19 protein-coding genes are annotated in these 23,823 nt (G+C 65.3%); 5 read left to right on the top strand and 14 right to left on the bottom strand.

Annotated elements, in window-relative coordinates:
• The first annotated feature begins 198 nt into the window (after window positions 1-198).
• Both ACZY1G_RS00095 and ACZY1G_RS00090 read left to right on the top strand, forming a co-directional pair.
• Window positions 199-1,146 carry an alpha/beta hydrolase gene (locus ACZY1G_RS00095; RefSeq protein WP_463821765.1) on the top strand — a complete coding sequence of 316 codons (948 nt, stop codon included), beginning with the start codon at window positions 199-201 and terminating at the stop codon, window positions 1,144-1,146.
• A gap of 164 nt (window positions 1,147-1,310) precedes the next feature.
• Window positions 1,311-2,336, top strand: coding sequence for an NAD-dependent epimerase/dehydratase family protein (locus ACZY1G_RS00090; RefSeq protein WP_463821176.1), 1,026 nt, complete (start codon window positions 1,311-1,313; stop codon window positions 2,334-2,336).
• 218 nt (window positions 2,337-2,554) lie between these two features.
• On the opposite strand, the gene glmS is transcribed toward ACZY1G_RS00090, so the two are convergent.
• The 4 genes from glmS to ACZY1G_RS00070 all read right to left on the bottom strand — a co-directional run bounded on the left by glmS (window position 2,555) and on the right by ACZY1G_RS00070 (window position 7,161).
• Window positions 2,555-4,423 (bottom strand): glutamine--fructose-6-phosphate transaminase (isomerizing), encoded by a 1,869-nt coding sequence (gene glmS, locus ACZY1G_RS00085; RefSeq protein ID WP_463821174.1) that lies wholly within the window; start codon window positions 4,421-4,423, stop codon window positions 2,555-2,557.
• Between the two features lie 64 nt (window positions 4,424-4,487).
• On the bottom strand, window positions 4,488-5,246 hold the full coding sequence (locus tag ACZY1G_RS00080; protein WP_463821172.1) for an SDR family oxidoreductase: 759 nt from the start codon (window positions 5,244-5,246) through the stop codon (window positions 4,488-4,490).
• A 69-nt stretch (window positions 5,247-5,315) separates the two neighbouring features.
• Window positions 5,316-6,140, bottom strand: coding sequence for an SDR family NAD(P)-dependent oxidoreductase (locus ACZY1G_RS00075; protein WP_463821170.1), 825 nt, complete (start codon window positions 6,138-6,140; stop codon window positions 5,316-5,318).
• A 64-nt stretch (window positions 6,141-6,204) separates the two neighbouring features.
• Window positions 6,205-7,161 (bottom strand): alpha/beta hydrolase, encoded by a 957-nt coding sequence (locus tag ACZY1G_RS00070; protein ID WP_463821168.1) that lies wholly within the window; start codon window positions 7,159-7,161, stop codon window positions 6,205-6,207.
• Between the two features lie 253 nt (window positions 7,162-7,414).
• On the opposite strand from ACZY1G_RS00070, the gene ACZY1G_RS00065 reads away from it, so the two are divergent.
• On the top strand, window positions 7,415-10,153 hold the full coding sequence (locus ACZY1G_RS00065; RefSeq protein ID WP_463821166.1) for an AAA family ATPase: 2,739 nt from the start codon (window positions 7,415-7,417) through the stop codon (window positions 10,151-10,153).
• A 174-nt stretch (window positions 10,154-10,327) separates the two neighbouring features.
• On the opposite strand, the gene ACZY1G_RS00060 is transcribed toward ACZY1G_RS00065, so the two are convergent.
• From ACZY1G_RS00060 to ACZY1G_RS00050, 3 genes are all read right to left on the bottom strand, one after another.
• Window positions 10,328-10,999 carry an SDR family NAD(P)-dependent oxidoreductase gene (locus ACZY1G_RS00060; protein WP_463821164.1) on the bottom strand — a complete coding sequence of 224 codons (672 nt, stop codon included), beginning with the start codon at window positions 10,997-10,999 and terminating at the stop codon, window positions 10,328-10,330.
• A gap of 211 nt (window positions 11,000-11,210) precedes the next feature.
• Complete coding sequence (locus tag ACZY1G_RS00055) at window positions 11,211-11,921, bottom strand: TetR/AcrR family transcriptional regulator (RefSeq protein WP_463821162.1); 711 nt, start codon at window positions 11,919-11,921, stop codon at window positions 11,211-11,213.
• Window positions 11,922-11,929: 8 nt separating this feature from the next.
• A complete protein-coding gene (locus tag ACZY1G_RS00050) occupies window positions 11,930-13,204 on the bottom strand; it encodes an FAD-dependent monooxygenase (protein ID WP_463821161.1) in 1,275 nt (424 codons plus the stop codon).
• Window positions 13,205-13,337: 133 nt separating this feature from the next.
• Between ACZY1G_RS00050 and ACZY1G_RS00045 the strand changes: the two genes are divergently transcribed.
• Together ACZY1G_RS00045 and ACZY1G_RS00040 are read left to right on the top strand one after the other, a co-directional pair.
• The gene (locus ACZY1G_RS00045; protein WP_463821159.1) at window positions 13,338-13,856 is read left to right on the top strand and encodes a DUF4334 domain-containing protein; all 519 of its coding nucleotides are present in this window, start codon (window positions 13,338-13,340) and stop codon (window positions 13,854-13,856) included.
• Window positions 13,857-14,025: 169 nt separating this feature from the next.
• Window positions 14,026-16,818 carry an AAA family ATPase gene (locus tag ACZY1G_RS00040; protein WP_463821158.1) on the top strand — a complete coding sequence of 931 codons (2,793 nt, stop codon included), beginning with the start codon at window positions 14,026-14,028 and terminating at the stop codon, window positions 16,816-16,818.
• Here the strand turns inward: ACZY1G_RS00040 and ACZY1G_RS00035 are convergent.
• The 7 genes from ACZY1G_RS00035 to ACZY1G_RS00005 are packed head-to-tail and all read right to left on the bottom strand — an operon-like array spanning window position 16,815 to window position 23,129.
• Window positions 16,815-18,263, bottom strand: coding sequence for an ATP-binding protein (locus tag ACZY1G_RS00035; RefSeq protein WP_463821156.1), 1,449 nt, complete (start codon window positions 18,261-18,263; stop codon window positions 16,815-16,817). The two genes, ACZY1G_RS00040 and ACZY1G_RS00035, sit on opposite strands and share 4 nt — an antisense overlap.
• A complete protein-coding gene (locus tag ACZY1G_RS00030; RefSeq protein WP_463821154.1) occupies window positions 18,241-18,891 on the bottom strand; it encodes a nitroreductase in 651 nt (216 codons plus the stop codon). Before ACZY1G_RS00030 ends, ACZY1G_RS00035 begins: the two co-directional genes overlap by 23 nt.
• Window positions 18,892-18,901: 10 nt before the next feature.
• Window positions 18,902-19,630: an SDR family NAD(P)-dependent oxidoreductase gene (locus ACZY1G_RS00025; protein WP_463821152.1), complete on the bottom strand. Its 729-nt coding sequence runs from the start codon at window positions 19,628-19,630 to the stop codon at window positions 18,902-18,904.
• Complete coding sequence (locus ACZY1G_RS00020; protein ID WP_463821150.1) at window positions 19,627-20,370, bottom strand: SDR family oxidoreductase; 744 nt, start codon at window positions 20,368-20,370, stop codon at window positions 19,627-19,629. The genes ACZY1G_RS00025 and ACZY1G_RS00020 overlap by 4 nt, the downstream gene beginning before the upstream one ends.
• On the bottom strand, window positions 20,370-20,780 hold the full coding sequence (locus tag ACZY1G_RS00015) for a cupin domain-containing protein (protein WP_463821148.1): 411 nt from the start codon (window positions 20,778-20,780) through the stop codon (window positions 20,370-20,372). The genes ACZY1G_RS00020 and ACZY1G_RS00015 overlap by 1 nt, the downstream gene beginning before the upstream one ends.
• On the bottom strand, window positions 20,773-21,933 hold the full coding sequence (locus ACZY1G_RS00010; protein WP_463821146.1) for an NAD(P)/FAD-dependent oxidoreductase: 1,161 nt from the start codon (window positions 21,931-21,933) through the stop codon (window positions 20,773-20,775). Before ACZY1G_RS00010 ends, ACZY1G_RS00015 begins: the two co-directional genes overlap by 8 nt.
• Window positions 21,930-23,129, bottom strand: coding sequence for an NAD(P)/FAD-dependent oxidoreductase (locus tag ACZY1G_RS00005; RefSeq protein ID WP_463821764.1), 1,200 nt, complete (start codon window positions 23,127-23,129; stop codon window positions 21,930-21,932). Before ACZY1G_RS00005 ends, ACZY1G_RS00010 begins: the two co-directional genes overlap by 4 nt.
• Window positions 23,130-23,823 lie beyond the last annotated feature (694 nt).

The raw sequence follows: 23,823 nt of genomic DNA, 5'->3' as shown, positions 1-23,823 counted from the left end.
TAACGCGGCCTGCTCATATTTTGGCGTGTGAAGCGTCCTGGGTTCTCGTCATCCGCCGCAACAATCCTTGCCTGGGCTTCCTTCAGCGAGTGGCTGCGCGGTAATCACTTCGCCGGACGGCAAGTTTCGGGCGTCGACCCGACAGACTACGAGTTTCGCGGGGTCCTCCTGGACCGCCGCGATGGGAAAACTGGGGTCATGTCTGATCATGTGCTCGAACCGGCCGCCCAAACGTTCGCCGACGCCACAGCCGACCCACCATTTCTTTACGAGTTGGGCCCTGAGGGCGCCCGAAAGGTCCTTGATGACGTACAGGCTGCGCCCGTCGCCAAGCTTGACGTTGATCAGCGCTGGGTGACCGTGCCGTGTGAGTACGGCGATGTCGCTGTGCGCATCGTCACCCCACCCGGTATCAGCGGGCCGTTGCCGGTGGTGCTCTACATCCACGGCGGCGGCTGGGTGCTGGGCAACGCCGCCACCCACGACCGCCTGGTGCGCGAGCTGGCGGTCGGAGCCCACGCCGCTGTCGCGTTCGTCGAGTACGACCGCTCTCCAGAAGCCCAATACCCGGTGGCCATCGAACAGGCCTACGCCGCCGCGCGGTGGATTACCCGCCACGGCGCCGACGAGGGGTTGGACGCGGCCCGGATGTCCGTTGCCGGCGATTCGGTTGGCGGGAACATGACTGCAGCCGTGGCGATCATGTCCAAGCAGCGGGGCGATGTGAGCTTCATCCACCAGTCGATGTACTACCCGGTCACCGATGCCGCCCAGAACACCGATAGCTACAGCGAGTTCGCCAATGGGCCGTTTCTGACCGCCAAGGCGATGGCCTGGTTTTGGGACTGCTATTTGCCGGAGGCGTTGCTGCGCAGCGAGATTACCGCGTCACCTTTGCGCGCCAGCATCGATGAACTCCAGGGATTGCCGCCGGCACTGGTGATTGTGGACGAAAACGATGTGCTACGCGACGAGGGCGAGGCTTATGCCCGCAAGCTTACCGCCGCCGGGGTACCCACCACCAGTCTGCGGGTCAACGGCATCATCCACGACTTCATGATGCTTAACCCGGTTCGAGACACCGCCGCCGCCACCGCTGCAATCGAATTCGCCGCCCACACCCTGCGAAAGGCGTTCACACAGTGACGGTTATCGCGATTAGTACACCGGGAGTAAGTTGTGAACGGCTGGCCGCAAGCCTGGGTCGCAGGCGGCGCGAGAAACGGGCTGGTGCGCAGTCGCTTGTTCGCTCACGCCGGGGACAGTGCAGGCGGCGGGTCGGAAGCGCAAGGGTGCGAGGGTGATTTGCGATGCGTGATCAACCGACAGTTCTCGTCACAGGTGCCGCCGGTTACGTCGGCAGCCATGTGGTCAACCAGTTACTCAGAAGCGGCTATGCCGTGCGGGCCGCCATTCGCAACGAGCGACGCGTGCAGGCGGTCATGAATGCTGTTGCCTCTGCAGGCCTCAACCCGCACGACATGGACTTCGCGGTTGCCGACCTCGCTGCAGACGACGGCTGGTCAGAGGCTGTTGCGGGGACGCACTCAGTCATGCATATCGCTTCACCGTTTCCGGCGGAAGCTCCAGACAACGATGATGACATCATCCTGCCGGCCCACCAGGGAACGTTGCGGGTTCTGCGGCACGCCCGAGACGCGGGGTGCGCGAAAGTAGTACTCACCTCGTCATTCGCGGCAGTCGGTTACTCTTCGAAATCCACCGACCGATGGTCTGAGAAGGACTGGACCGACCCTAATGACAGCAACACCGCCTACATCCGTTCGAAAGCGATCGCCGAACGGGCCGCGTGGGACTTTGTCGCCCGTGAGGGCGGGAATCTGCAGCTCACCACTCTGGTACCCGTGGGCATCTTCGGTCCCACCATTGGAACGCACCTGTCGACCTCGGTGAGGTTCATCCAGTCCATGCTCACCGGCGAACTCGACCGCCTCGTGCCTCAGTACTTCGGGGTCGTCGACGTGCGCGACGTCGCGACCGCGCACCTCCAGGCGATGACCAATGACAGTGCCTCCGGTGAGCGATTCCTCCTCGTGGCAGATGGACCTCCGCAGAGCTTCCTCGGAATCGCTACCATCCTGCGCGCCCAGCTGGGCGAGGCGGGATCTCGAGTCCCCACCGAGGAATACAGCGAAGACGAAGTGCGCCGACTCGCCGAGACTGTTCCCGCGCTCCGCGAAGCGCTCACACATCTGGGTAAGCGGCCACAGATCAGCAACGCCAAAGCCAAATCTATTCTTGGATGGACCCCGCGCCCAGTGGCCGAAACGATCCACGACACGGCCCGATCGCTCATTGATCGAGGTCTCGTTTGATCGATAGCCAGCTGCCCGCCTGCGGGAAGAGGATCCTTGCTTATCGTTTCTGGCGTCATGCGCAGTCAGGGAGCCGACTGCGGTAATCGCATGAAAGACGGCCGTGACCCGCTTGCGAAGCCGGTGGCCGGGTGTCGTTCTGCCGCGTTTATTTCGTTGCCGTGGTTTGTTCGTTCCCGGCATGCTAAGTGAGTTTCGCGGGCCCGGCCCGCGTCGTTTTACTCGACGGTGACCGACTTGGCGAGGTTGCGCGGCTTGTCCACGTCGTACCCGCGCGCCTGGGCCACGCCGGCGGCGAACACCTGCAGGGGGATTGTCGACAGCAGCGGCTGGAAAAGCGTTGGCACCGCCGGGATCTTGATCAGGTGATCGGCGAACGGAGCCACGGTGTCGTCGCCCTCCTCGGCGATGACGATGGTGACCGCACCGCGGGCCTGGATCTCGCGGATGTTGCTCAGCAGCTTGGCGTGCAGCATTGCCGCGTTCTTCGGCGACGGCATCACGACGATGACGGGCAGGTCGTCCTCGATCAGCGCAATCGGCCCGTGCTTGAGCTCACCGGCGGCGAACCCCTCGGCGTGCATGTACGCCAATTCTTTGAGCTTGAGAGCACCTTCTAACGCCACCGGATAGCCGACATGACGGCCGAGAAATAGCACGGCCGATGAGTTGGCGAACTTGCGCGCCAACTCGGTGACCGGCGCAATGCAGCCCAGTGTCCTCTCAACCTGATCGGCCATCGCCTCCAGGTCGTGGTACTCCCGGGCCACCTCGTCGGGGTACTTGGTGCCGCGGGCCTGGGCCAGCGCCAGCCCGACGAGATAGTTCGCGGCGATCTGAGCGAGGAAAGTCTTGGTCGACGCGACGCCGATCTCTGGTCCGGCTCGCGTGTAGAGCACGGCATCGGCCTCACGCGGAATCTGCGATCCGTTGGTGTTGCAGATCGCCAGCACCTTGGCCTTTTGCTCCTTGGCGTGCCGTACGGCCTCCAGGGTGTCGGCTGTCTCCCCGGACTGTGAGATCGCGATCACCAGCGTGCTGCGGTCCAGCACCGGGTCGCGATACCGGAACTCGCTGGCCAATTCCACCTCGACGGGCAGCCGCGTCCAGTGCTCGATGGCGTACTTGGCCAGCAGCCCGGAGTGATAGGCGGTGCCGCACGCGACGATGAACACCTTGTCGATCTCGCGCAGTTCCTGATCGGAGAGCCGCTGCTCGTCGAGCACGATGCGACCGTCGGCGAAGTGCCCTAGCAGGGTGTCGGCGACCGCGGTCGGCTGCTCGGCGATCTCCTTGAGCATGAAGTACTCGTAGCCGCCCTTCTCGGCGGCCGAGAGGTCCCAGTCGATATGGAACGGGCGGGCACGGTCGGAGGCGTCGACGCCGTGGAAGTCGGTGATCCGGTAGCCGTCGGCAGTGAGGATCACGGCCTGGTCCTGGCCCGGTTCGATTGCGTCGCGGGTGTGTTCGATGAACGCCGCGACGTCGGACCCGATGAACATCTCGCCCTCACCGACGCCGACCACTAGGGGGGTGGAGCGGCGCGCGGCGACGATGGTGCCGGGTTGGTCGGCGAAGGCGAACACCAGGGTGAAGTGGCCTTCGAGCCGGCGCAGAACCGACAGCACCGAGCCCTCGAAGTCTCCGGCGGTCTCCCCGTTGCGGTAGGCCTGCGCCACCAGGTGGACGGCCACCTCGGTGTCGGTGTCACTGGCGAACTCGACACCGGCGACCTCCAGTTCGGCACGCAGCGCCGCGAAATTCTCGATGATGCCGTTGTGCACCACGGCGAACTTGCCATTGCTGTCCCGATGCGGATGGGCATTGCGGTCGGTGGGACGGCCGTGCGAAGCCCAGCGGGTATGGCCGATGCCAGTGCTGCCGGCAAGAGCGTCGCCGTCGGTGTCATCAAGCGCCGCTTCGAGATTGACCAACCTGCCGGCACGTCTGCAGACGGTCAGTCCTCCGTCTTCATGGAGCAGGGCGATACCCGACGAGTCGTAGCCGCGATATTCCATCCGGCGTAGCGCGCCCATCAAGATGTTGCAGGCGGGCCGGCGCCCCACATAACCGACGATTGCACACATGTCCGCAGATTCTCTCGTGGGTCGTCGGTCGTGGGTCGTGGGTCGGCAGAAGGGGCCGAGCAGATCAGCGGCGCGCCAGCCAGTCGGTCAGCCGCGTGGTGCCCAGTTCGGCCTCGTCGTCGGTGACGAGCGTTGTGTAATCGATGTTCAGCCCGCTGTACGTTGCCGACGGGTCGTCGATGATGCTGAGCGTTCGGTTCTGGTGGCGCAGGACGGCGCGGGCCATGTCGGAGAAGGACATTTTCTGCGGGCCTCCGACGTTGTGAACGGTGTTGAGCGGCTCGCTGATGGCAATGCGAGCCAGGATCGCGGTGACCTCGGCGGAGTCGATGGGCTGGATCAGTGCGGCCGGGGCGCGCACCTCGTCACCGGCGATCAGGGATTCGGTGATGGGTTCGGCCAAGTCGTGGAACTGGGTGGCCCGCACGACCGTCCAGGGAACTCCCGAGGTCGCGGCCGCGCTCTCCTGGGCGACCTTGCCGCGGATGTATCCAGCTTTGGGGGCCATCTCGTCTGCGCCGACGATGGACAGCACGACATAGTGTTTGACGCCGGTTTTGGCGGAGGCAGCGGCCAGTTTGGCCGAGGTCTGCTGGAAAAAGGCTTCAGCGGAGTCTTCGGGGGTGGCGGAATTGATCACGTCGATGATGACCTCAGCGCCGGCAAGGGCAGCGTCGAGGCCCTGGCCGGTGAGCAGATCGACACCGGAGTCACGGGAGGCTGCGGTGACGTTGTGTCCAGCGTCGCGAAACAGCGGGACGAGTTGACGGCCGATTAGGCCGGTAGCGCCGATGACGGTAATGCTCTTCGTGGGTTCGGCCATTGCCGTGCTGCCTTCCTAGTGAGGTGACGCGGTTACAAAGGGTTTCGAGAGTTAGTCTTCGGCTTCGGGTTAGTGCGTAGCCAGTCCGGTCTCGACGAAGGCGTAGTGGCCGGTGGTGGTCACGCAGTCGTCGCTGGTGAAGAACGCAATCGTGCGGGCGACATCGCCGGGCAGGACGAGTCGTGCCTCGGTGTTGGCCGCGCCGAGAACCCAGAGTTCGTCGTCGGACCACTTCGTAGGGTGTGAATCAACGCCGGCGACGTTGCCGGGGGCGACTAGGTTGGCGGTGATGCCGTGCAGAGCCAGTTCCTGGGCGATGTAGCGGACGAACTGATCGAGTGCGGCCTTGGCGGTTCCCTCGACGATCCGCATGTCCGCCGGACGACGGGAGTGGACCGTGCTGAGGTAGACCAGACGTCCGTAACTGCGAGCAATCATGTCGGGACTGACAGCGTTCGTCACGAGGTAGGCCGCCCGAAGTTCCTGGGCTACAGCGCGTTCGAGGCCGTCGAGCCGAAGCTCGGCGAAAGAGGTGCGTAGGTGGGGTACCCGTGCAGCGTGCACGAGGGCCTCCACGGCACCCCACCGGTGGGTGATGGTTTCGACCATCTCGGTGACTTCGGCGGGCACAGCGAGGTCGGCGCTCACTATCAGGGCGTCACCGCCGTATTCGGTAATCCGGGAGGCGATGTGTTCAGCTTCTGCTGGGCTTCGGTCGTGATGAACCGCGACCCGGTAACCGCGCTGTCCGAGCAGCAGCGCGGTCGCGGCCCCAATTCCGCGGCTGGCGCCGGTGATCAGTGCGACACGTCGCTTGGCGGACCCAGCGGCACCAACGGGGTGCACCTCGTCGATGGTTGCGGGCTTCTTGTTGGTTGCTTTGTCGGGGGTCATATGTGGATTTCCCTTGTCTCGGTTGCGAGGATGCAAGGGTTGAACTCGCCGAACATCAACGTGTTCATCTCGCCGCCAACATCTTTCGCAGTACGGTCGCGGCCAACTCGATTGCCGTGTCAGCCGGTGGCGTCGTGCGTTCACGGTTGAGCATCATGAAGTCGTGCAGAACGCCGTTGAAGCGGACGCTGGTGGTCGGCACCCCGGCGGCGGTGAGACGGCGGGCGTACGCTTCACCCTCGTCACGCAGGATGTCGTTCTCGCAGACGATGACCAGCGCCGGCGGTAGACCGCGAAGACGGTCCAGGGGCGCACGCAGCGGCGAGGCGGTGGCCTGCGCGCGCATCGCGACCTCGGGCAGGTAGTTATCCCAGAACCAGTTCATTGTCGTTGCGCTGAGGAACGGGCCTTCGGCGAACTGCCGGTAGCTCCCACTGTCTTGCGCGGCGTCGGTGACCGGATAGAGAAGCAGTTGATGGGCGAACGCGAAGGTGCCGCGGTCCTTGGCCAACAGGGTCACCGCCGCGGCAATGGCGCCGCCTTCAGAGTCTCCTGCGATGGCGATCTTGGAGGAATCGACTCCCGCACGCGTCCCGTGGCGGCTCATCCACTCCGCCACGGCGTAGGTCTGCTCGATGGCCGCCGGGTATTGAGCCTGGGGAGAACGGTCGTATTCGACGAAGGCCACCGCGGCCCGGGCGCCGTCGGCCAGTTCTCGTACTAGCCGATCGTGGGTGAGCCAATCGCCAAGCATCCAGCCGCCACCATGGACGTAGACGACCACCGGCAGCGCCCCGGTCGTGCCGACGGGACGGACCAGGCGCACCCGGACGTCGTTCCAATCGCAGGCGATGTCGAGCCACTGCTCCTCGACCGCTGGTGAGCCATCATTGTCGGCGCAGCCCGCCTGCAGGTCGTGTAGGAGCTGGCGGGCCCGCATCACCCCCATCTCCTGGAAAGCCGGAGGTGGCGTCCAGTCGGTGGACCCCCGGCTGATGGGGTCAAGCTGGTCGGCGGACACAGCTGCCAACGCTGCCAGCTGGGGTCGGTGTGCGCCCCCCGGAAACCCCCTGGGGTTTGAACATCGACTCCGGGGTGTGGGATTGCAGCGATATTAGGGTTGGTTACGACAACTTGCGGCCACCGACTCGTGGGGTCGACACGGCGAGTACGTGTGCGCCGCCGTAGTGGGAAGGGATGTCCGCGAAAGTGTGCGCAGGGTGGCCGGGGCACCTCGTCGATCGCCGTTGTACGGCGTCGGTCGGGTGTGAGCTGTGAGCGAAGCCGTCTTGTGTGGCCGAGTCGTGGAACTGTCCCGGTTGACGAAGTTGTTGCAATCCGCGAGCACCGGGCACAGCGCGGTGGTGGTGTTGCGTGGCGAGGCCGGTGTCGGCAAGACCGCCCTGATCGAACGTTTGGTGTCCACCGCATCCGATGTCCGGGTGCTGCGCACCGCGGGCGTGGAGTCCGACATGGAGCTGCCGTTCGCTGGTGTGCACCGCCTCATTTCCCCGCTGACCGCAGGTATAGAGGCGCTGCCGGATCCGCAGCGCCGGGCGTTGGGCACCGCTTTCGGTCAGGTTTCGGGGCCGGCACCGGATCGGTTCCTGGTCGGCCTGGCGGTTCTGGCCTTGATCGCCCGCGCGTCGCTGGACTCCCCGGTGTTGTGCATCGTCGACGATGCACAGTGGTTGGACCAGGTGTCGGCGCAGACGCTGAGTTTCGTGGCGCGGCGGCTTCTGGCTGAACGCGTGATGGTGGTGTTTGCGTCGCGTGAGACGACGGCCGAGTTGCGTGGACTGCCCGAACTAGCGGTCTCGGGACTGGCGGTGCCCGATGCGTGTGAACTCGTCGACGCCGCCGTCCTGGGGCGTATCGACCCGCGCGTGCGTGACCGCATCGTCGCCGAGACGCGCGGGAACCCGCTGGCGCTGTTGGAGTTTGTGGGCGATTTGGCATCGGCTGATCTGGCCGGCGGTTACCACAAGCCTGACGCGCATTCGGTGGCCGCGACAGTGGAATCGCGGTACCTGCAGCGCATCTCGGCGCTGTGCGCCGATGCCCGGCTGCTGTTGACGCTGGCAGCCGCTGAGCCGGTCGGTGATCCCGCTCTGCTCAGCCGCGCCGCGACGCGCCTGGGTGTCGAGGCGTCGGCCTTCGCCGCGGTGCGCGCCACCGGGCTGATCGACATCGACTCGCGGGTGCGTTTCCGTCACCCGTTGGTGCGCTCGGTGGCCTACCGCGACGCCGACGCAGACCAGCGACAACGAGTGCACGCCGCGCTGGCTGAGAGTATCGATGCCGACGCCGATCCCGACCGCCGCGCCTGGCATCGCGCTTTCGCCGCCCCTGCGCCCGAGGAGTCAGTTGCCGAGGAACTGGAGCGAGCTGCTGAACGCGCCCAACAACGCGGCGGAATCGCCGCCGCTGCTGCGTTTCTCACCCAGGCCTTCGAACTGACACCGGATCCGGCTCGGCGCGGTACGAGGGCTTTAAAGGCGGCCCAGGCGAAGCGTCGCGCAGCGGATTTCGACGCCGCCACCGAGCTAGTCGCCGCAGCGGCACTGGCGCCGCTCGACGACCTCGATGACGCCCGGCGCCTACATCTGGCCACCCAGCTGGCGTTCCACCGCCGCCGCGCCAATCAGTCCGGTCCTCCGCTGGCCGAACACGCCACATCGATGGCCGCAGCAGCTCAGCGGCTGGCACCCCGGGACGCCGACGAAGCCGATCAAGCGTTCTTGGAGGCCCTCTGCGGGCTGCTCTACATCGGACGAGGGGGTGAGCCTGCTGCCTTGACCGGCATCGCTCACGCGACAGTGGCTCACCGCGACGGTAGCTCAAGGGCCCGACCGGTCGGATTACTCGCCCAGGGCCTCGCGCGGCGAGTGGTATCCGACGCGGCGACGGCGGCGGCAGCGATGCGGACCTCGGCCTCGGCCATCACCGAGGACAATTGGCAGTGGGAGGCCTACCCGCTGGCGGTGGAAGTCACCGTCCACGAGATCTGGGACGACGACGCCTGGGAGCGGCTCTCGGCGATCGCCGTGCGCCTGGCTACCAACACTGCCGCCCTGCAGATCCTGCCCACCGCGCTCGTCAGTCGCGCCGGAGCCCAGGTGATGGCCGGCGATCTGGCAGCCGCACGGCTGTCGATCGCCGAAGCCGACGACATCTCCGCGGCCATCGGGTACGCACCGTTGCGCTACCACAAGCTGACGTTGGCGGCGTGGACCGGCGACGAGGGGCAGACCATCGCGATGGCCGAGGCTGCGCTGCGTGACGGTATGCAGCGCGGCGAGAACCGAACGATCGCCCTGGCCGCGTACGCCATCGGTGTTCTCAACAACGGGTTGGGCCGGTACCAAGCCGCCTTGGCGGCGCTGCAACCTGCCTGCGATTACGACGACCTGGGCATTGCCGGCTGGAACCTCAGTGAACTCGTCGAATGCGCCGTCCGCGTAGGGCACCGTGAGGTGGCCGCCGACGCCCTGGCCAAACTGCAAGAACGAACGAATGCCGCAGGCACCCCGTGGGGACTGGGCGTCAGTGCCCGCAGCGCGGCGCTACTGGCCGACGACGACGACGCCGAACGGCTCTTCCGCGCCGCGATCGACCTTCTCGGCCGAAGCCGAGTCAAGGTTCAGCTCGCGCGCGGACATCTCCTTTATGGTGAGTGGCTGCGACGGAAAAGTCGCCGCAACGACGCTCGCGAACAACTGCGCCTCGCCCACGACATGTTTACAGGGTTTGGAGTGCACGCTTATGCCGACCGAGCCCGCCGCGAGCTGTTGTCGGTGGGTGAGAAAGCCGCCAAGCGCACACGGACCGGTACCGCGTTGACCCCTCAGGAGACCCAGGTTGCCAAACTGGCCGCAGCCGGACTCACCAACACCGAGATCGGATCGCAGCTCTTCATCAGCGCCCACACCGTCGAATGGCACCTCAGCAACGTCTACGCCAAACTTGCCATCACGTCTCGCCGCCAATTACGCAGCGTCGAACTTCGCTGACCTATCGTGCAGCAGCGCATCCCTCGTCGCGGGTTGTTCCGTCGCGAGCGAAGTAGCGTGCTCACTGGCTGGTTGCGGCGACCGGCTCTCGAACTCGACCGGTTACCGGGCTGCGGACCTCGGCCAGGGAATGCGCTCGGCACTGAGTTTGATTTCTACCTGACGAACGGATCCTCACCGGTTAGGGGTCACCAGACCTGGGCCGGTCCCTGGATAACGATCCATACGTTTAACCCACTGACCCCCTCGCCAGAGGGCGGCTCCACCGTCAACACTCAGGGTGGTGCCGCTGATGCAGCTTGCGCGGGGTGATGCGAGAAACGCGATGGCCTCAGCGATCTCATTGGGCTCCGCCGTGCGCCTGAGTGCGTTGTCGGTCCCCGAGGGGCCGCAAGCAACGCTGTTGACCCGGATGTCGTGGGGGCCGAATTCGGCCGCCCAGGTGCGGGTTAAAGACCGCATAGGAGCGTTGAACTCGGGCGCGCTGGGGAGAAGGTTGACCATCGCCCCGCCGCCGCGGCGGATCATCGGTGGGACCACCGCGGCCACCAGGAAGTACACCCCTTGCAGAAGGTGCAGGTCGGCGATGGCGGCAGCGGCAATCAGGATGTCGATCGGGGTCTGCCGCGCAAGGAAATCGACGTCGCCCAGGTCGGCAAGCCTAGCGGGAAGGAACCGCGTGCCGCTGCCGAGCTGAGTTGCAGCCAGCTTGCCCCGGTCGGGGTCCTCATCACTGACAATGACATGGGCGCCTGCGTGTGTAAGCAACCGCGCGGTGGCCAGTCCAATGCCCGAAGTCCCGCCTGTCACCAGGGCGGTGCGACCCCTTAGTTCCGCAACGCTCACATAGCCTCCAATACCGCGTCAGGTCAACACTGTCAGGCGTTCCGGCGGTAAGGCCCACGGAAACCCCGTAGTCCGGCGCGAGCAGGCACGCTAGCGGCCGACCTCCGGTTCGCCCTGGGCGCGCACAACCACGGTTGTCGGCGCATCGGGTGGTCCGCCGGGTGTCGGTCCAGCGCGCGTGACCGTCGTTGCCCGCCAGTGCGATCCGCGGTCAGTGCGTGCCCTTTCCAGCAATGATCTCCCGTACCAGTGCGGCACCGCGTTCCAGGAAGTCGATGCCGTCTGCAACAACCCTGCGCATTTGCGTCTTCGTCGCACGTTCAGGTCCCAACAGCGCGATGACGGCCCGGGCCAAGACAATCGAGGGATCCGACGTCGCTGGTTCGGTCTGCTGCTCGTCGCTGAGAAGCAGGAAGCCGCGATAAAGCGCCATGAGGGCATAGGCTTGCGCGTCAGAACTCCAATCCGTGCGCGCAAGGCCGTTGTCGCGCCAGGTCGGCAGCAGCGCGCTCATCAGTGCGTCGGGCCCCAAGGCGTCCACCAGCGCTGCAGACGTCGGGTCGTCGGCAAGCGACCCCAGCAGATCGTCGTTGTTGCGCAGCATTGCTTGGACGAACGGTCGATGTGCTGCTCGGGACATCAGGCTCGGGAACAGCCGAGAGGGCCGCGCCAGATCTGGGTCGGTCCGCAGGTCGCCGATGAACTGTTCGGCCAGATCGAGGAAATCGCGACCGATCAGACCGAGAAGGAGCTCGGCTTTGCTGGACCAGTAGAGGTACACGGTGCCCGTGCCGACGTGCGCCTTCTGCGCGACGGCGGCGATGGTGACCGCCTTGCTGCCGCGCCGCTGCAACAAGTCCTGAGCAGCGTCAACGATGCGTGCTGCCGTCGGAGAATGATGCTCCGGGAGGTCGGATGTCACGCCTGCATTCATACCGTCGCCGGCCGCGTGAACCCGAGACGCTGCAGCGCCGTGGCCGTGATGTCGGCAGTACGGGCCTCCACGGCGCCCTCCAGGACGGCGCTGAGAACCCGACGCCCGAGCGAGAAGCGGGTGACCACGGACATGGCCCGCCGCAGCCGGACCTGCCCCGACGTGTCTGGAACGAAGAACGCTCGCTGCTTTAGGCCCACCGCCTGATACTCCTGGACATAGGGGCGCAGGCCCTGCTCCCATTCGCTCAAAGCGGTCGCGATGTCGTGGGGGTGGCGTTCAAGAAGCTCGCCTAGCAGGTCGGCGCCGATCAGACCGGCCGAGACGCCCATCCCCGCATAGAGCGTGACGCACCAGGCTGAATCGCCGAGCAGCACCACCCGCCCCTCATGCCAACGGTCCATATGGACCTGCTCGGCGGAATCGAAGAGCACATTGTCGGCGTGGTCGAGGACGTCGAGCACGTCGGCGAGCGTGGCTCCAAGGGGTTGATCGGAAAAGATTTCACGGATGCGTTCAGGGGCGGGGCGGGTGAACTCGGCGTCCACGTCGTCGGTCCGGTAGGAAATCATGATGGTGGGGTTGTGGTCTTCGAACGCGAACACCCACATCGCCCGGTCGGGCTCGACCAGCTGCACGCTGACGCCCGGCTCGAGACCGGCCGGAGTGCCGGGAAATTCGAATGCGGCGATCATGTAGCCCAGTCGATGCAGGTAGTTCTCGTGTGGGCCGAATGCCAAGGACCGTACCGTTGACCGCAGCCCGTCGGCGCCGACCACGAGGTCGAAGCGTTCGGTCACGGTGTCGCCGGACTGCGAGTTCACCAAGGTGACGTCAACCCCCCGGTCGTCCTGTGTGATGGCCGTCGGAATCGTTGAGTAACGGACCTCGACATCAGCGGGCAGCGTCGCGAAAGCGGCTTGCTCAACGTCGCCACGCAACATCAACCACGGACGCCCGGGCAGATCCTTCATGGAGAAGGTGCGCAGCTCGTGCCCGCTGCGGTCAATGAGGTAGCTCAGGGCGCCGGGATTGCGGTCGTGTAGGTGGCTGAGGACGCCGAGCCGGTCTGCGGCGATCATCCCTGCCTCGAAGAGTCCGATGAAATAGCCGCCCTGTCGGCGTTCTGCGGCGCGCTCAATGATCACAGGTGTCCACCCGGCGGCACGCAGGCGAGTTGCTGTGGCGATCCCGCTGACACCCATTCCAACCACCAGGGCGCGGTTCGTGCCGGACTTCTGGCGCTTCGATGCTGCTTGTTCCGTATTCATACTGAACATAATCGTCAGACATTCAGTTTCATTCCCGGATGTCGATGTAGCTGGGCGCGGACTATTCCGGTCGTCTGGCCGGTTGCACCGATCGGCCCCGCCGGGGCGCACCCAAGAGCGAAAGGACCCCACGATGACTGCGATTCAGTGCTGTGGAACCACCGCTGTGACCCAGCGCGAGCTGGAGGTCTCCTACGCCACGCTGGACCCCGTGGACATGGAGACCTTGATCGGTACCTGGAAGGTCGACCCCAGTTACGCCGAAACGCCGGGCGGCAAGATGTTCATCGAAAGTGGTTGGTGGGGAGTGCGTTTCGTCGACGAGGAGACCGTCGACCCGCTGTTGTACCCGGACACCGACGGCACAGGAGTGTTCGCCGCCGACCTGGTGTCGTTGCTTGCGCTGTTCGCCACAGGTTCGCGGGACGTCTCGGCGCGGAGAAGGGAGGTCGAGACCATGACGCCGAACGGACGGGTGCGCTCGATCGAGTACCGGGGCGTGGTCAGCAGCGCACTTATTTATGATCAGGCGCCGGTCATCGACTATCTGCGTGCCGTAGACCGAGACACGATTGTGGCCGCTGTCGAACGGCGTGGCATGGTGGACCGCCCTGTATACGCGCTGCTTCGCCGGTGCGCTGAACCGCGGTGAATGGCGTCGCTGCGAATCGTCGGAACGCCCGCCAGGCCAGGCGGCACTGGCCGGGGAGAGTGGCGCCGCAAGCGGCTGACCTACTGGTTTTTCAAGGGCGGTGCTCGACCCGGCGGCATGTCTTGCCCAGTCCTGGGGGCACGCGCAGCTCTGCTTTCCGTGCACAAGCGTGGCAGAATTTGCCCGTGTTTGGCGCTCGGGTCGTGAGTTGACGGCAACCTCCTACCAGTCCACGGCGTTGTCGGGCCGCGATCCCCAGTGGCGACGGCTCCAACAACTGCTCACTGCCCTGCGGTCTGGCCGCAGTGAGGTTCTGGTGCTCCTCGGCGAAGCTGGTATCGGTAAAACCGCTCTTCTGCAGAACCTCCGGGACTCGGCGGCAGACTGCACGGTGCTGTCTGTGGCTGGCGTGGAGTCCGACATGGATCTCGCGTTCGCCGGTCTGCAGCAGCTGTGCGCACCAGTGCTCGACTTCCGCGGGGGACTTCCGCCACCGCAACGCGAGGCCCTGGAGCACGCCTTCGGTATCAGCGATGCCGGGGCTGCGCCCCATCGCCTCTTGGTTGGGCTAGCGGTGCTAGGGCTGCTGGCTGCCGCCGCCGAGGAACGGCCAGTGCTCTGCTTGGTCGACGACGCACAGTGGTTGGACTCGGTGTCGGCCCAGACGCTGTTCTTCATCGCGCGTCGCTTGGACGCCGAGGCGGCCGGGCTGGTGTTCGCGCTGCGCACTCCGATCGACGGCACCGCAGGCCTGCCGACCCTGGCCGTCGGCGGGCTCAACGACGGGGACGCCCGCAACCTGCTGGAGTCGGCGTTCCCGGGGCGCCTCGACTGCGCCATCGCGGACCGGATTGTCGCAGAGTCGCACGGTAACCCCTTGGCGCTGCTCGAAAGCTCACGAGCCCTCAATGTTTTCGACCCCGCCGGAGGGCAACACGGGCCGGTGAGCGCCAGCGTGGAAGGGCGATACCTCCAGCTTTTGTCGGAACTCCCCGCCGAAACGCAGACGTGTCTGGTGACGGCAGCCGCAGAACCAGTGGGTGATCCGGCGTTGCTGTTCCGCGCGCTGGCGCATCTGGACCTCAAACCCGTAGCGATGCTGCCGGCGCAGGACATCGGACTACTTCGGATCGACACCCGCGTGCAGTTCCATCACCCGCTGGCGCGTTCGGTTGCCTACCGATCGGCCACCCCGGAACAACGGCGGCGCGCGCATGGAGCGCTGGCCGCAGTGACCGATCCGGCGGCGGATCCGGACCGTCGGGCCTGGCATCGTGCGTTGGCCTGCGAGGCACTTGACGAACCGGTGGCGCTCGACTTGGAGGCGTCGGCGGGCCGAGCGCGGCAGCGGGGCGGAACAGCCGCCGCGGCAGCTTTTTTGACGCGGGCAGCGGAATTAACACCCGATCCATCCATGCGCAGCACGCGCGCGCTGGCCGCCGCGGAAGCTCACCATGAGATTGCGTCGTTCGATCAGTCACGCCATCTGCTGGCGACGGCCGAACTGGGCCCGCTGAGCGAGCTGCAGCGGGCACGATTGGCCCAGCTGCGGACGCGATTGGCGTTCACGTCGGCGCGGGCCAGCGGGCATGCCGCTGCCCTGTCCGAAGCGGTCACCGAATTCACCGCGGCGGCCGCGCAATTGAAGGTCCTCGACGCTGCTCTGGCTACCGAGACCTATCTGGAAGCGCTGAGTGCGGCGATGTACGTGGGTCGCAGCGCGCCCGGTCTGACCGTGCAGATCGCCGAGACCGCCCGGGTAGCGCTGGCTGCTTTGCCACCACAGACGCCACTCGAGGTGATCACCCACGCGCTGGCCGACCGCCTGGCCCTGGGCGCTGCGGCGGCGATGCCCGCGATGCGCCGCGCACGGGATGCACTCATGGAGTGCGTCCGCTCGGATTCAGGATGGTTCTGGCGAGCCTTTCCGCTGGTGCACGAATGTTTGATCCACGAGACGTGGGAGGACGGCTGGAGCGCAGTGTCGGCGCACGCCGTGCGGATGGCGACTGATGCCGGGGCATTGGCACTGCTGCCGTCGGCGTTGCTGTCGCGCGCCGGTGCACACGTAGAGAACGGTGAATTGACTACGGCTACTGCGTTAGTCGCTGAGGCCAGCGATTTGTCGAACGCCATCAACTACGTCCCGTTGCGCTATCACGGCCTCAGCGTGGCGGCATGGAAGGGTGATGTTCAGGAGGTTGGCGCGCTCGCGATCGCCGCAATCGAGTCAAGTCAACTCCGCGGCGAGGGCCGCGCCATTGGATTGGCGCATTACGCCACGGCGTTAGTGAACAACGGGCGTGGCCGCTACCCCGACGCCCTTGCCGCCGCACGCCGCGGACTTCAGTATGACGACCTCGGCTTCCACGGCTACCTGTTGGTCGAAGCGATCGAAGCGGCTGTGCGCACCGACGACTTACAGTTCGCCGGGCAAGCATTAGAGCAACTGCGCGAGCGGACACTGGCGGCCGGCACGCCGCGGGCGCTGGGTTCGCTAACTCGCTCAGAGGCGCTTCTCAGCAGCGGAAAGCGCGCCGAAGCGCTTTATCTGGAGAGCATCGGGCATTTCGAGGCCACTTCCCAGGTAGTGCAACTGGCTCGGGTGCGGCTGATATACGGAGAGTGGTTGCGCCGCAACGGACCTGCCACTGCGGCGCGCGAACCGCTGCGAGTTGCCCACAAAGATCTAGTCGCGATGGGGTCGATGGCGTTCGCTGAGCGGGCCCGCCGCGAGCTGCAGGCTGCGGGGCAGAAGACCAGAAAATCGCCCACCGCCGTTGGCGATGACCTGAGCCCTCAAGAGCGCCAGATCGCCGAACTAGCAGGCAAGGGGCTAACCAACCAGGAGATTGCCAGCCAGCTGTTCCTCAGTGCGCACACCGTCGATTGGCATCTGCGCAAGGTGTATACCAAAATGGGCGTTCGCACCAGACGCGAACTTCGGCAGAAGTTCGCTTAACCGGCGTCAGGGGCTGGAGCCTCCAGCGGCAGGCACACGATGAACCGCGTGTCACCCGGCTCGGACTGCACGGTGATGTGGCCGCGGTGCCGGTTCACCACGACCCGCCACGCCAAGTCCAGGCCCAGGCCAGAGCCGGACCCGACAGGTTTCGTGGTGAAGAACGGGTCGAAGATGCGACCGAGAATGTGCTCGGGGATCCCGGGGCCATCGTCGCAGATCTCCACCCGGACCATGGTGTCGCCGTCGCGCCGGGTGCGGACGGTGAGAGTGCCGTGTCCGTCCATTGCGTAAAGCGCGTTGTTGATCAAGTTAGTCCACACTTGGTTGAGATCGGCCGGATAACAATGTATTTCGGGTAGGCGGTAATCGAGATCCTTGACAAGGGTGACGGGCTTTCCCTTATCGGCCATAGCGATCTTGTCACCGAACATCAGCACGGTGCTGCGTAGCATTTCGTGGATGTTGATGCACTGATATGGACCGCGGTCCATCTGCGAGTAAGGTTTGGCGCCGTTGACCAAGGCTGCAATGCGGGCGCCCGCCTCGGCGATCTCACGGACCCGCATCTCGGTGTCGATGAAGTGTTTGATCCAGCTCACGGCGCACTCCAACGTTGCGGCTGTCACCGCCGTTTCGATGCGATCAAGCCACTCTTCGTCGACGCCGGCGTCGACGAACGTCGAGGTGTAGCGCCAGCTGTCGGCGATACCGCGCCTCGCGAGCCAGTCGTCGAGTGCTTCTTCGCGGTCCGCGGCCTCCAGCGGAGACAACGTTGATGCACTCGCTACCAAGCTGGTGATGTCAGCGCGGATGCCGAGCAGGTCGCCCAATGCATCGGGCGCGGTGATGGCGAGCGCCCTGAGATTGCTGTCGGACTCGGCCATACTGTCGCGCAGGTCGGCGACCGCCCGGACGGTGGCTGCAGCCGGGTTGTTCAGCTGGTGGGTGAGGCCGGCGGTAATGGTCGCCAAGGCGTGTTGGCGTTCCTGTAATCCGAGTAGCTGACGCTGACTCAGGCTGCGGGCGACGCTGGTGTCAAGCAGGTGCATGGCGATGGGCCACCAGCTCTGAGTGAAGCGGGCGAACGACTCAGCCTCAACCACAAATAGTCGCGAGCGCAGCGTCATTCGGACAGTAACGTCGTGGACCTGGGTGGAACTGGAAATCGCGCCGAAGTACGTTCCAAGCTCGGACGTGCGATGCAACTCGACGTCACGACCGCCGGATCGCTTGGTCGCAACCACTTCACCGCCGTCGAGGAACACGTAGAAGAAATCGGCCGGCTCACCTTCATGAGCTACCGGCCCGGGCCCGACACTATGGACGCTTCCGTTGCTGCACAACGCATCGAGCTGCTCGTCGGTCAGAAACTGGAAGATGAAGACTGTCCGAAGCTCGTCTCGAAGGGCTGCAGTCACGCTAATCTTCGCGGATAACGACATTGTCGGAGACCGGATTTCGCGGTGTGTCAATGCTGTTGGCCGCGAAGGCGGGATCGGCATAGCCGATGCAGATGCCGCACAGGACGGCTAGGTCGTCGGGAATGTCGAGCTGCTGGCGCACCAGGTCCGGGTAGAGGGCGGTGGAGACCTGCACGCAGCTGTCAAGACCGCGTTCGGTCAGGGCGAGCAGCAGGGTCTGCAAGAACATACCCACTCCAACGGCGTCGGGCAGCCCGAGGTCGCGGTGCATGCAGACGATTCCGGCGACCGGGGCGTTGAAGAAGTCCCAGTTGCGCAGCTGGGCGTTCCAGCGTCCCCGGTTGTCGTCGCGTGCTACGCCCATCGCACCGTAGAGCAGGGCGCCAAGCTGGCGGCGCAGGTGGCTGTGGGAGTCGGGCAAGCCCAGCGTGGGCGGCGGGTCGGTGCGCACCTTCGCGGCCAACGATGCGGCGAGGCGGTCACGGCGAGCACCGGATGCTAAAAACAGCCGCCAGGGCTGAACATTCGAGTTCGACGGTGCGCGCATGGCCAACGTTAGAGCTTCGTTCAACAATTCCCGCGGGACGGGTTTGTCGGACAGGAACATACGTGAGGAGTGGCGACGAATCACCACGTCATCGAAGTCCATCACGATCCTTTCAGACGGCGGTACCGCCGCCATCGACGTGCAATGTGGTGCCGGTGATGAAACTGGCGCGCGGTGAGGCCAGGAAGTAGACGGCCTCGGCGATCTCCGCGGGATCAGCGGTGCGCCCCAGGGGCAGGGCGCGGCCGAGTTGGGCGTTGGTGGCGCCCCATTCGATGACAACGCCGTCGGTGGCAGTTGGGCCCGGGGCGACGTTGTTGACCCGGATGTTGTGGGCGCCGAATTCGACGGCCCAGGTCCGGGTCAACTGTTCGACTGCAGCTTTCGACGCGCTGTACACCGAGGCGCCGGGAACACCTTTGGACGCCACCATGGAGGTGACGTTGACGATGGCCCCGCCGCCGCGGCGGATCATCGCGGGAACTGTTTGGGCAACCAGGAAGTAGAGTCCGCGAACATTGGTGGCGAAGGTGTGCCCGAAGTCGCTCTCGTCCTGGTCGACGGTCAGGGCGGCGGGGAATCGTGCCGCATTGTTGACCAGGATGTCGAGCTCATAGTCGCGTGAGAGCCGGTCCACCCCGTCCAGATCGGCCATGTCGACGGCGACGAACCGGGCGTGCGGTCCGAGTTCGTCCTGCGCATGTTCACCGCGTTCCCGGTTGCGCCCGGTGATGACGACGAAGGCCCCGGCGTCCACCAGGCGACGAGCAGTGGCAAGCCCGATCCCGGCGGTGCCGCCGGTCACCAGCGCGGTGCGGCCTGCCAGCTCGCCTTCGATCACTGTCCACCCAGCCAATCCACCAGGCGGGTGCTGCCCCGTTCGGCACCGTCACCGGTGACCAGGCTGTTCTGCTGGACGGGAACGCCGAAATAGGTTGCCCGTGGGTCGATGATGACGGGCAGGTTCTTGCCCTGATGGGTGAGGACGGTGCGGGCCATCTCGGCGAACGGCATCTTCTCCGGCCCGCCGAAATTCAGCACGCCGTTGCGAGGCGCCTCCGCCGCGACGCGAGCAACCACGGCGGCGACCTCGGCTGCCGCGACGGGCTGAATTAGCGCATCCGGTACGCGGACCTCACCGTCGACCACCAGAGACCCGGCGATTCCTTCGGTGAATTCGTGGAACTGGGTGGCCCGCACGATGGTGTACGGCACACCGGAGGCGGCCACCAGTTCCTCCTGCAGGAGTTTGCCGCGCAAATAGCCGTCGGCCTCGATACCGTCTACGCCGACAATCGACAACAGCACATAATTTTGCACCTGCGCCGTTTTGGCTTCCGATAGCAGGGTGGTAGCCGAGTGAGTGAAGAACTCTAATGCCGGGCCGGGTTCCAAGCTGGGCGAATTGAGGACGTCGACGATGACGTCGGCACCGTCGAACGCGTCCGTTACACCATCGCCCGACATAGCATCCACCCCCGACGAACGCGACGCCGCCCTCACCTGATGGCCTGTGACGGTGAGCATTTCGACAACCTGGGAGCCAATCTGTCCGGTGGCGCCCACAACGGTGATTTTCATCAGTGTCCTTTCGGGATCCGGCGGTCTTTGCGTTGTTCGAGTTCGGCATCCTCGACGAGGACGAACATGTCGGTGCCCGGTCGGCACAGCATGGTCACCAGGAACCGCAGCGGGATGTCGTCGCGGTTGTTGCCGTCGGAGTAGTGGATGACGTCGCCTCCCGGTTCCCAGAAAGCTTCGCCGGCTTTGATGACGCGGGGCGCTTCGCCTTCCAGCTCGAAGAGCATTTCGCCTTCCAGGACGTAGCCGAAGCACGGCCCGCCGGGGTGGCGATGCGGCGGCGCGCCCGCGTCGCCGGGGCCCCATTCGATGATCGCGGTCATCGCATCGGCGCCCTGGGGGATGATCGGCGGTGTGACGGACTGGATGACCGTCATGGCCTTCATGAGCTTCTCCATCACCTCAGACATGTGCCGCGCCCTTCTGCAGACTTTGCTGTCTCTTACCGCCTTTGGGCCAGAAGTAGCTACCCGGCTTGCGGGCCTCCTTGGTCAAGAACGACACGGTGCCCTTGCACACTTGCTCTTTGATGGTGGCCGCGAGGCGCCCGCCGAGATGCATCGGCATGGCTACGTCATTGAAATGCGACATTTGAATGGTGCCGGCGTGGCGGCCCAGGCTGATGCACTGACCCACTGAGGCGGGGTTCAGGTTCGCGGGTTTGTTGCCATCCAGGTGGGCCAGGAGGGTGTCGGCGGCGTGGGAGGCCAGCGGCATGGCGAGCTGGCAGCTCATCCGCAGCGGCACGCCCGACGGGGATGCGGCGTCGCCGGCGGCGATGATCGAGGAATCATCGATGCTGGTGAGGGTCTCGTCAGTGAGCAGCCGGCCGAGCCGGTCAGTGGTCAAGCCGCTGGCGGCGGCCAAGTTCGGTGTGCCGAAACCAGCTGTCCACACCGTCGCTGAACTGGGCAAGTTCGTGCCGTCGCGCAACGTGACGCGATCCGCATGTACCTGACTCACGAGGGCGTTCTCTATTACGGTGACGCCGAGCATCTTCAGTCGTTTGGCCACCGAGCGGCGGCCACCTTTGGCCAGTGACGGGCCTAACGCCCCGGTGACCAGGGTGACGCGTCGACCAGCCTCGGCGAACTCAGACGCCGCTTCAATCCCGGTCAGGCCCCCGCCGACGACCACGATGGGTGCTTGCAGTGGAACGTCTGACAATCGTTGTGTAAGTCGTTGCGCCGCCTCGTATTCGCCGAGCGGAAAGGCGAAGTCGCGGGCGCCGGGTACCGCGTCGGGCAGCGGCGCGGTGCTGCCGACGGCGTACACCAGGTAGTCGTAGCCCATGGTGGCTCCCGAAGCCAGGTGAAGTTGACGGCCGGCGGCGTCGATGCGCGCGGCGGTGTCGACCACCAGCTTGGCGCGGTCGGTCAGCACCGTCGCGTAGTCCTCCACGGCGTCGTCGTTGCCGGCCACTAACTGGTGCAGGCGGATTCGCTCGACGAAATGCGGCCGCGGGTTGACCATGATGATGTCGGTGTCGGAACGCTGACTGAGCCGGTTGGCGGCCATGACGCCGGCGTATCCGCCGCCGACGACTACAACGGTGGTGGTCATGAGATCTCCTGTGAATAGGCGCTGTTACTGAAGTGGCCGGCCTTCGCGAGCAGCGCGTCAGCCGAGTCGGTGGGTGGGTAGATCCATTGGGTATTGATGGCGTGCTTCATCGCTTTGGCTTCCGGGCCCGCCTTCTCGACCGTGCGTTCCCAGCCCACCGTCATCAACGCCCCGGCGTCGCCGAGATCGATGCAGTTGCTGTAGGGACCTGCAGTGAACGGCAGCATCGGCAAACCGAGCAGATCCGCAGCGACGTTGTGGCCCGCATACTTACCCATCGGCTGAGCGTGTTGACAGCTCTGGATGGTCGGGTGGCCGCCACCGGCGACGGCCGCAGCGGTGTCCCCAGCCGCGTAGACGGTCGGTGTCACACGCAGGTACTCGTCTGCCAGCAGGCGGCCGAACCGGTCACGTTCGGCTGGGATTTGCGCCGTCAGCGGGCTGGCGGACATGCCGACGGTCCAGATCAGCGTCGCGGCTGGGATCACCTCGCCATCGTCGAGGGTCACCTGTGTCTCGGTCGCTTTGGCGACGGTGCGGCCAAGGCGTCGCTCGACACCCAGCGTGTCAAGAGCCTCAATGATGACCGGGCGCGGCGCATATCCCAGCTCAGGACCTGGCACCTCGGCGCGCTCCACCAGGATCACCCGAACCTCCTGGCCTGCCGCCACATCACCCAGCCGTCCGACGAGTTCTGTGGCAATCTCCAGTCCAGTGAAACCGGCACCGACCACGACCGCGGTGTACCGAGCTGGTGTTGACAGCTGTGGCAGATGGTGCAGATGGGCATCGAGTGCGACCGCGGCGTCGAGGGTGTCGATGTCGAATGCGTGCGCGGCGCCGCGGAAAGCAGGCCGGTTGAGCTGGCTGCCGGTGGCCAGCACCAGCCGGTCATAAGACGCTGTCTCCAATGCGCCATCGGCGCCGCGCGCCATCACAGTCTGGGAGGCGGTGTCGATGGACTCTACCCGGGCGTTGAGGCGCTCGACTCCAATGGGCTTAAGCAGCCTATCCAGGTCGATCCGCATCTTATCCGGGTTGCGTTCGTAGAGCCGCGGCCGGATCACCATGTCGTCACTGGCGCTGATCAGCCGCACTCGCAACCTATCTCTGCCCGCAGTTCGGGCCAGCCGCACCGCACCCGCCGCACTCCACACCCCCGCGAATCCGCCGCCAAGTATCAGAGCGTCCTTCATGACCGCCGCGCCCTTCCATCGTCGATGTGATGTTTTGACAGTTGCACGCAAAGCGGTGTCAAGGACCACGCGAATCCCGTAGTCCACGAGAGGGCTACGTTGCTACCCCGGCTTTGAGCGAGCTGCGGCCGGCGCGACCACCGCGGCCACCACTCTGAACTTCCGCCTCGCCACGCCTGTCGGCGCGGCAAGCTCCATGCCTGATCGGGGTAAGCGGGTGGCCTCGGCATTGCAGCGTCAGAAGATCGGTGAGTGGGTGCCGCTTCCCGTCAGCACGCCTGCACTTGCCTTCGACGCCTGCCACCCAGTGTCGTCGTGGCCACCGACACGCGCGAAAGCGCCAGAGGATCGACGAGTAGGCGGCTGCTGGAAAGAAAGTCATCTGCATAGCGTTGCTGTCGCTTTATCCCCGAGTGGACACGAAAGTGAGAAATCGACGTATGGACGTCGCCTGCGAAATCCGTGATCATCGCAGTCCCAGGAATCGCGACTGGACAGAAAGTTTGAGAAGCCACATAGGTAGTAGCTGTAGGTTCTCAGCCCGCGTGTCATATTCTCAGCGGAGTTGTCATGCGGTTGTCATGTGTCTAACGAAGTTGTCGTGGCAGACGCCGATGGGGACTGCCCCCAGTTTGGTTGACTCCTGACCTGTGAGGATTCGTCCTTGCTGGAAGGATCAATCTCGTGCCGAAGC

Source organism: Mycobacterium sp. IDUB_5 (assembly GCF_055419565.1).
The sequence above is the reverse complement of the archived record's forward strand: the minus strand, read 5'-3'. Positions and strand labels throughout refer to the sequence as shown.

Coding starts and splice junctions, on each gene's coding strand:
- ACZY1G_RS00095 (WP_463821765.1), top strand. CDS start 199: ATGTCTGATCATGTGCTCGAACCGGCCGCCCAAACGTTCGCCGACGCC.
- ACZY1G_RS00090 (WP_463821176.1), top strand. CDS start 1,311: ATGCGTGATCAACCGACAGTTCTCGTCACAGGTGCCGCCGGTTACGTC.
- glmS (WP_463821174.1), bottom strand. CDS start 4,423: ATGTGTGCAATCGTCGGTTATGTGGGGCGCCGGCCCGCCTGCAACATC.
- ACZY1G_RS00080 (WP_463821172.1), bottom strand. CDS start 5,246: ATGGCCGAACCCACGAAGAGCATTACCGTCATCGGCGCTACCGGCCTA.
- ACZY1G_RS00075 (WP_463821170.1), bottom strand. CDS start 6,140: ATGACCCCCGACAAAGCAACCAACAAGAAGCCCGCAACCATCGACGAG.
- ACZY1G_RS00050 (WP_463821161.1), bottom strand. CDS start 13,204: ATGAATACGGAACAAGCAGCATCGAAGCGCCAGAAGTCCGGCACGAAC.
- ACZY1G_RS00045 (WP_463821159.1), top strand. CDS start 13,338: ATGACTGCGATTCAGTGCTGTGGAACCACCGCTGTGACCCAGCGCGAG.
- ACZY1G_RS00035 (WP_463821156.1), bottom strand. CDS start 18,263: ATGTCGTTATCCGCGAAGATTAGCGTGACTGCAGCCCTTCGAGACGAG.
- ACZY1G_RS00030 (WP_463821154.1), bottom strand. CDS start 18,891: ATGGACTTCGATGACGTGGTGATTCGTCGCCACTCCTCACGTATGTTC.
- ACZY1G_RS00020 (WP_463821150.1), bottom strand. CDS start 20,370: ATGAAAATCACCGTTGTGGGCGCCACCGGACAGATTGGCTCCCAGGTT.
- ACZY1G_RS00015 (WP_463821148.1), bottom strand. CDS start 20,780: ATGTCTGAGGTGATGGAGAAGCTCATGAAGGCCATGACGGTCATCCAG.
- ACZY1G_RS00010 (WP_463821146.1), bottom strand. CDS start 21,933: ATGACCACCACCGTTGTAGTCGTCGGCGGCGGATACGCCGGCGTCATG.
- ACZY1G_RS00005 (WP_463821764.1), bottom strand. CDS start 23,129: ATGAAGGACGCTCTGATACTTGGCGGCGGATTCGCGGGGGTGTGGAGT.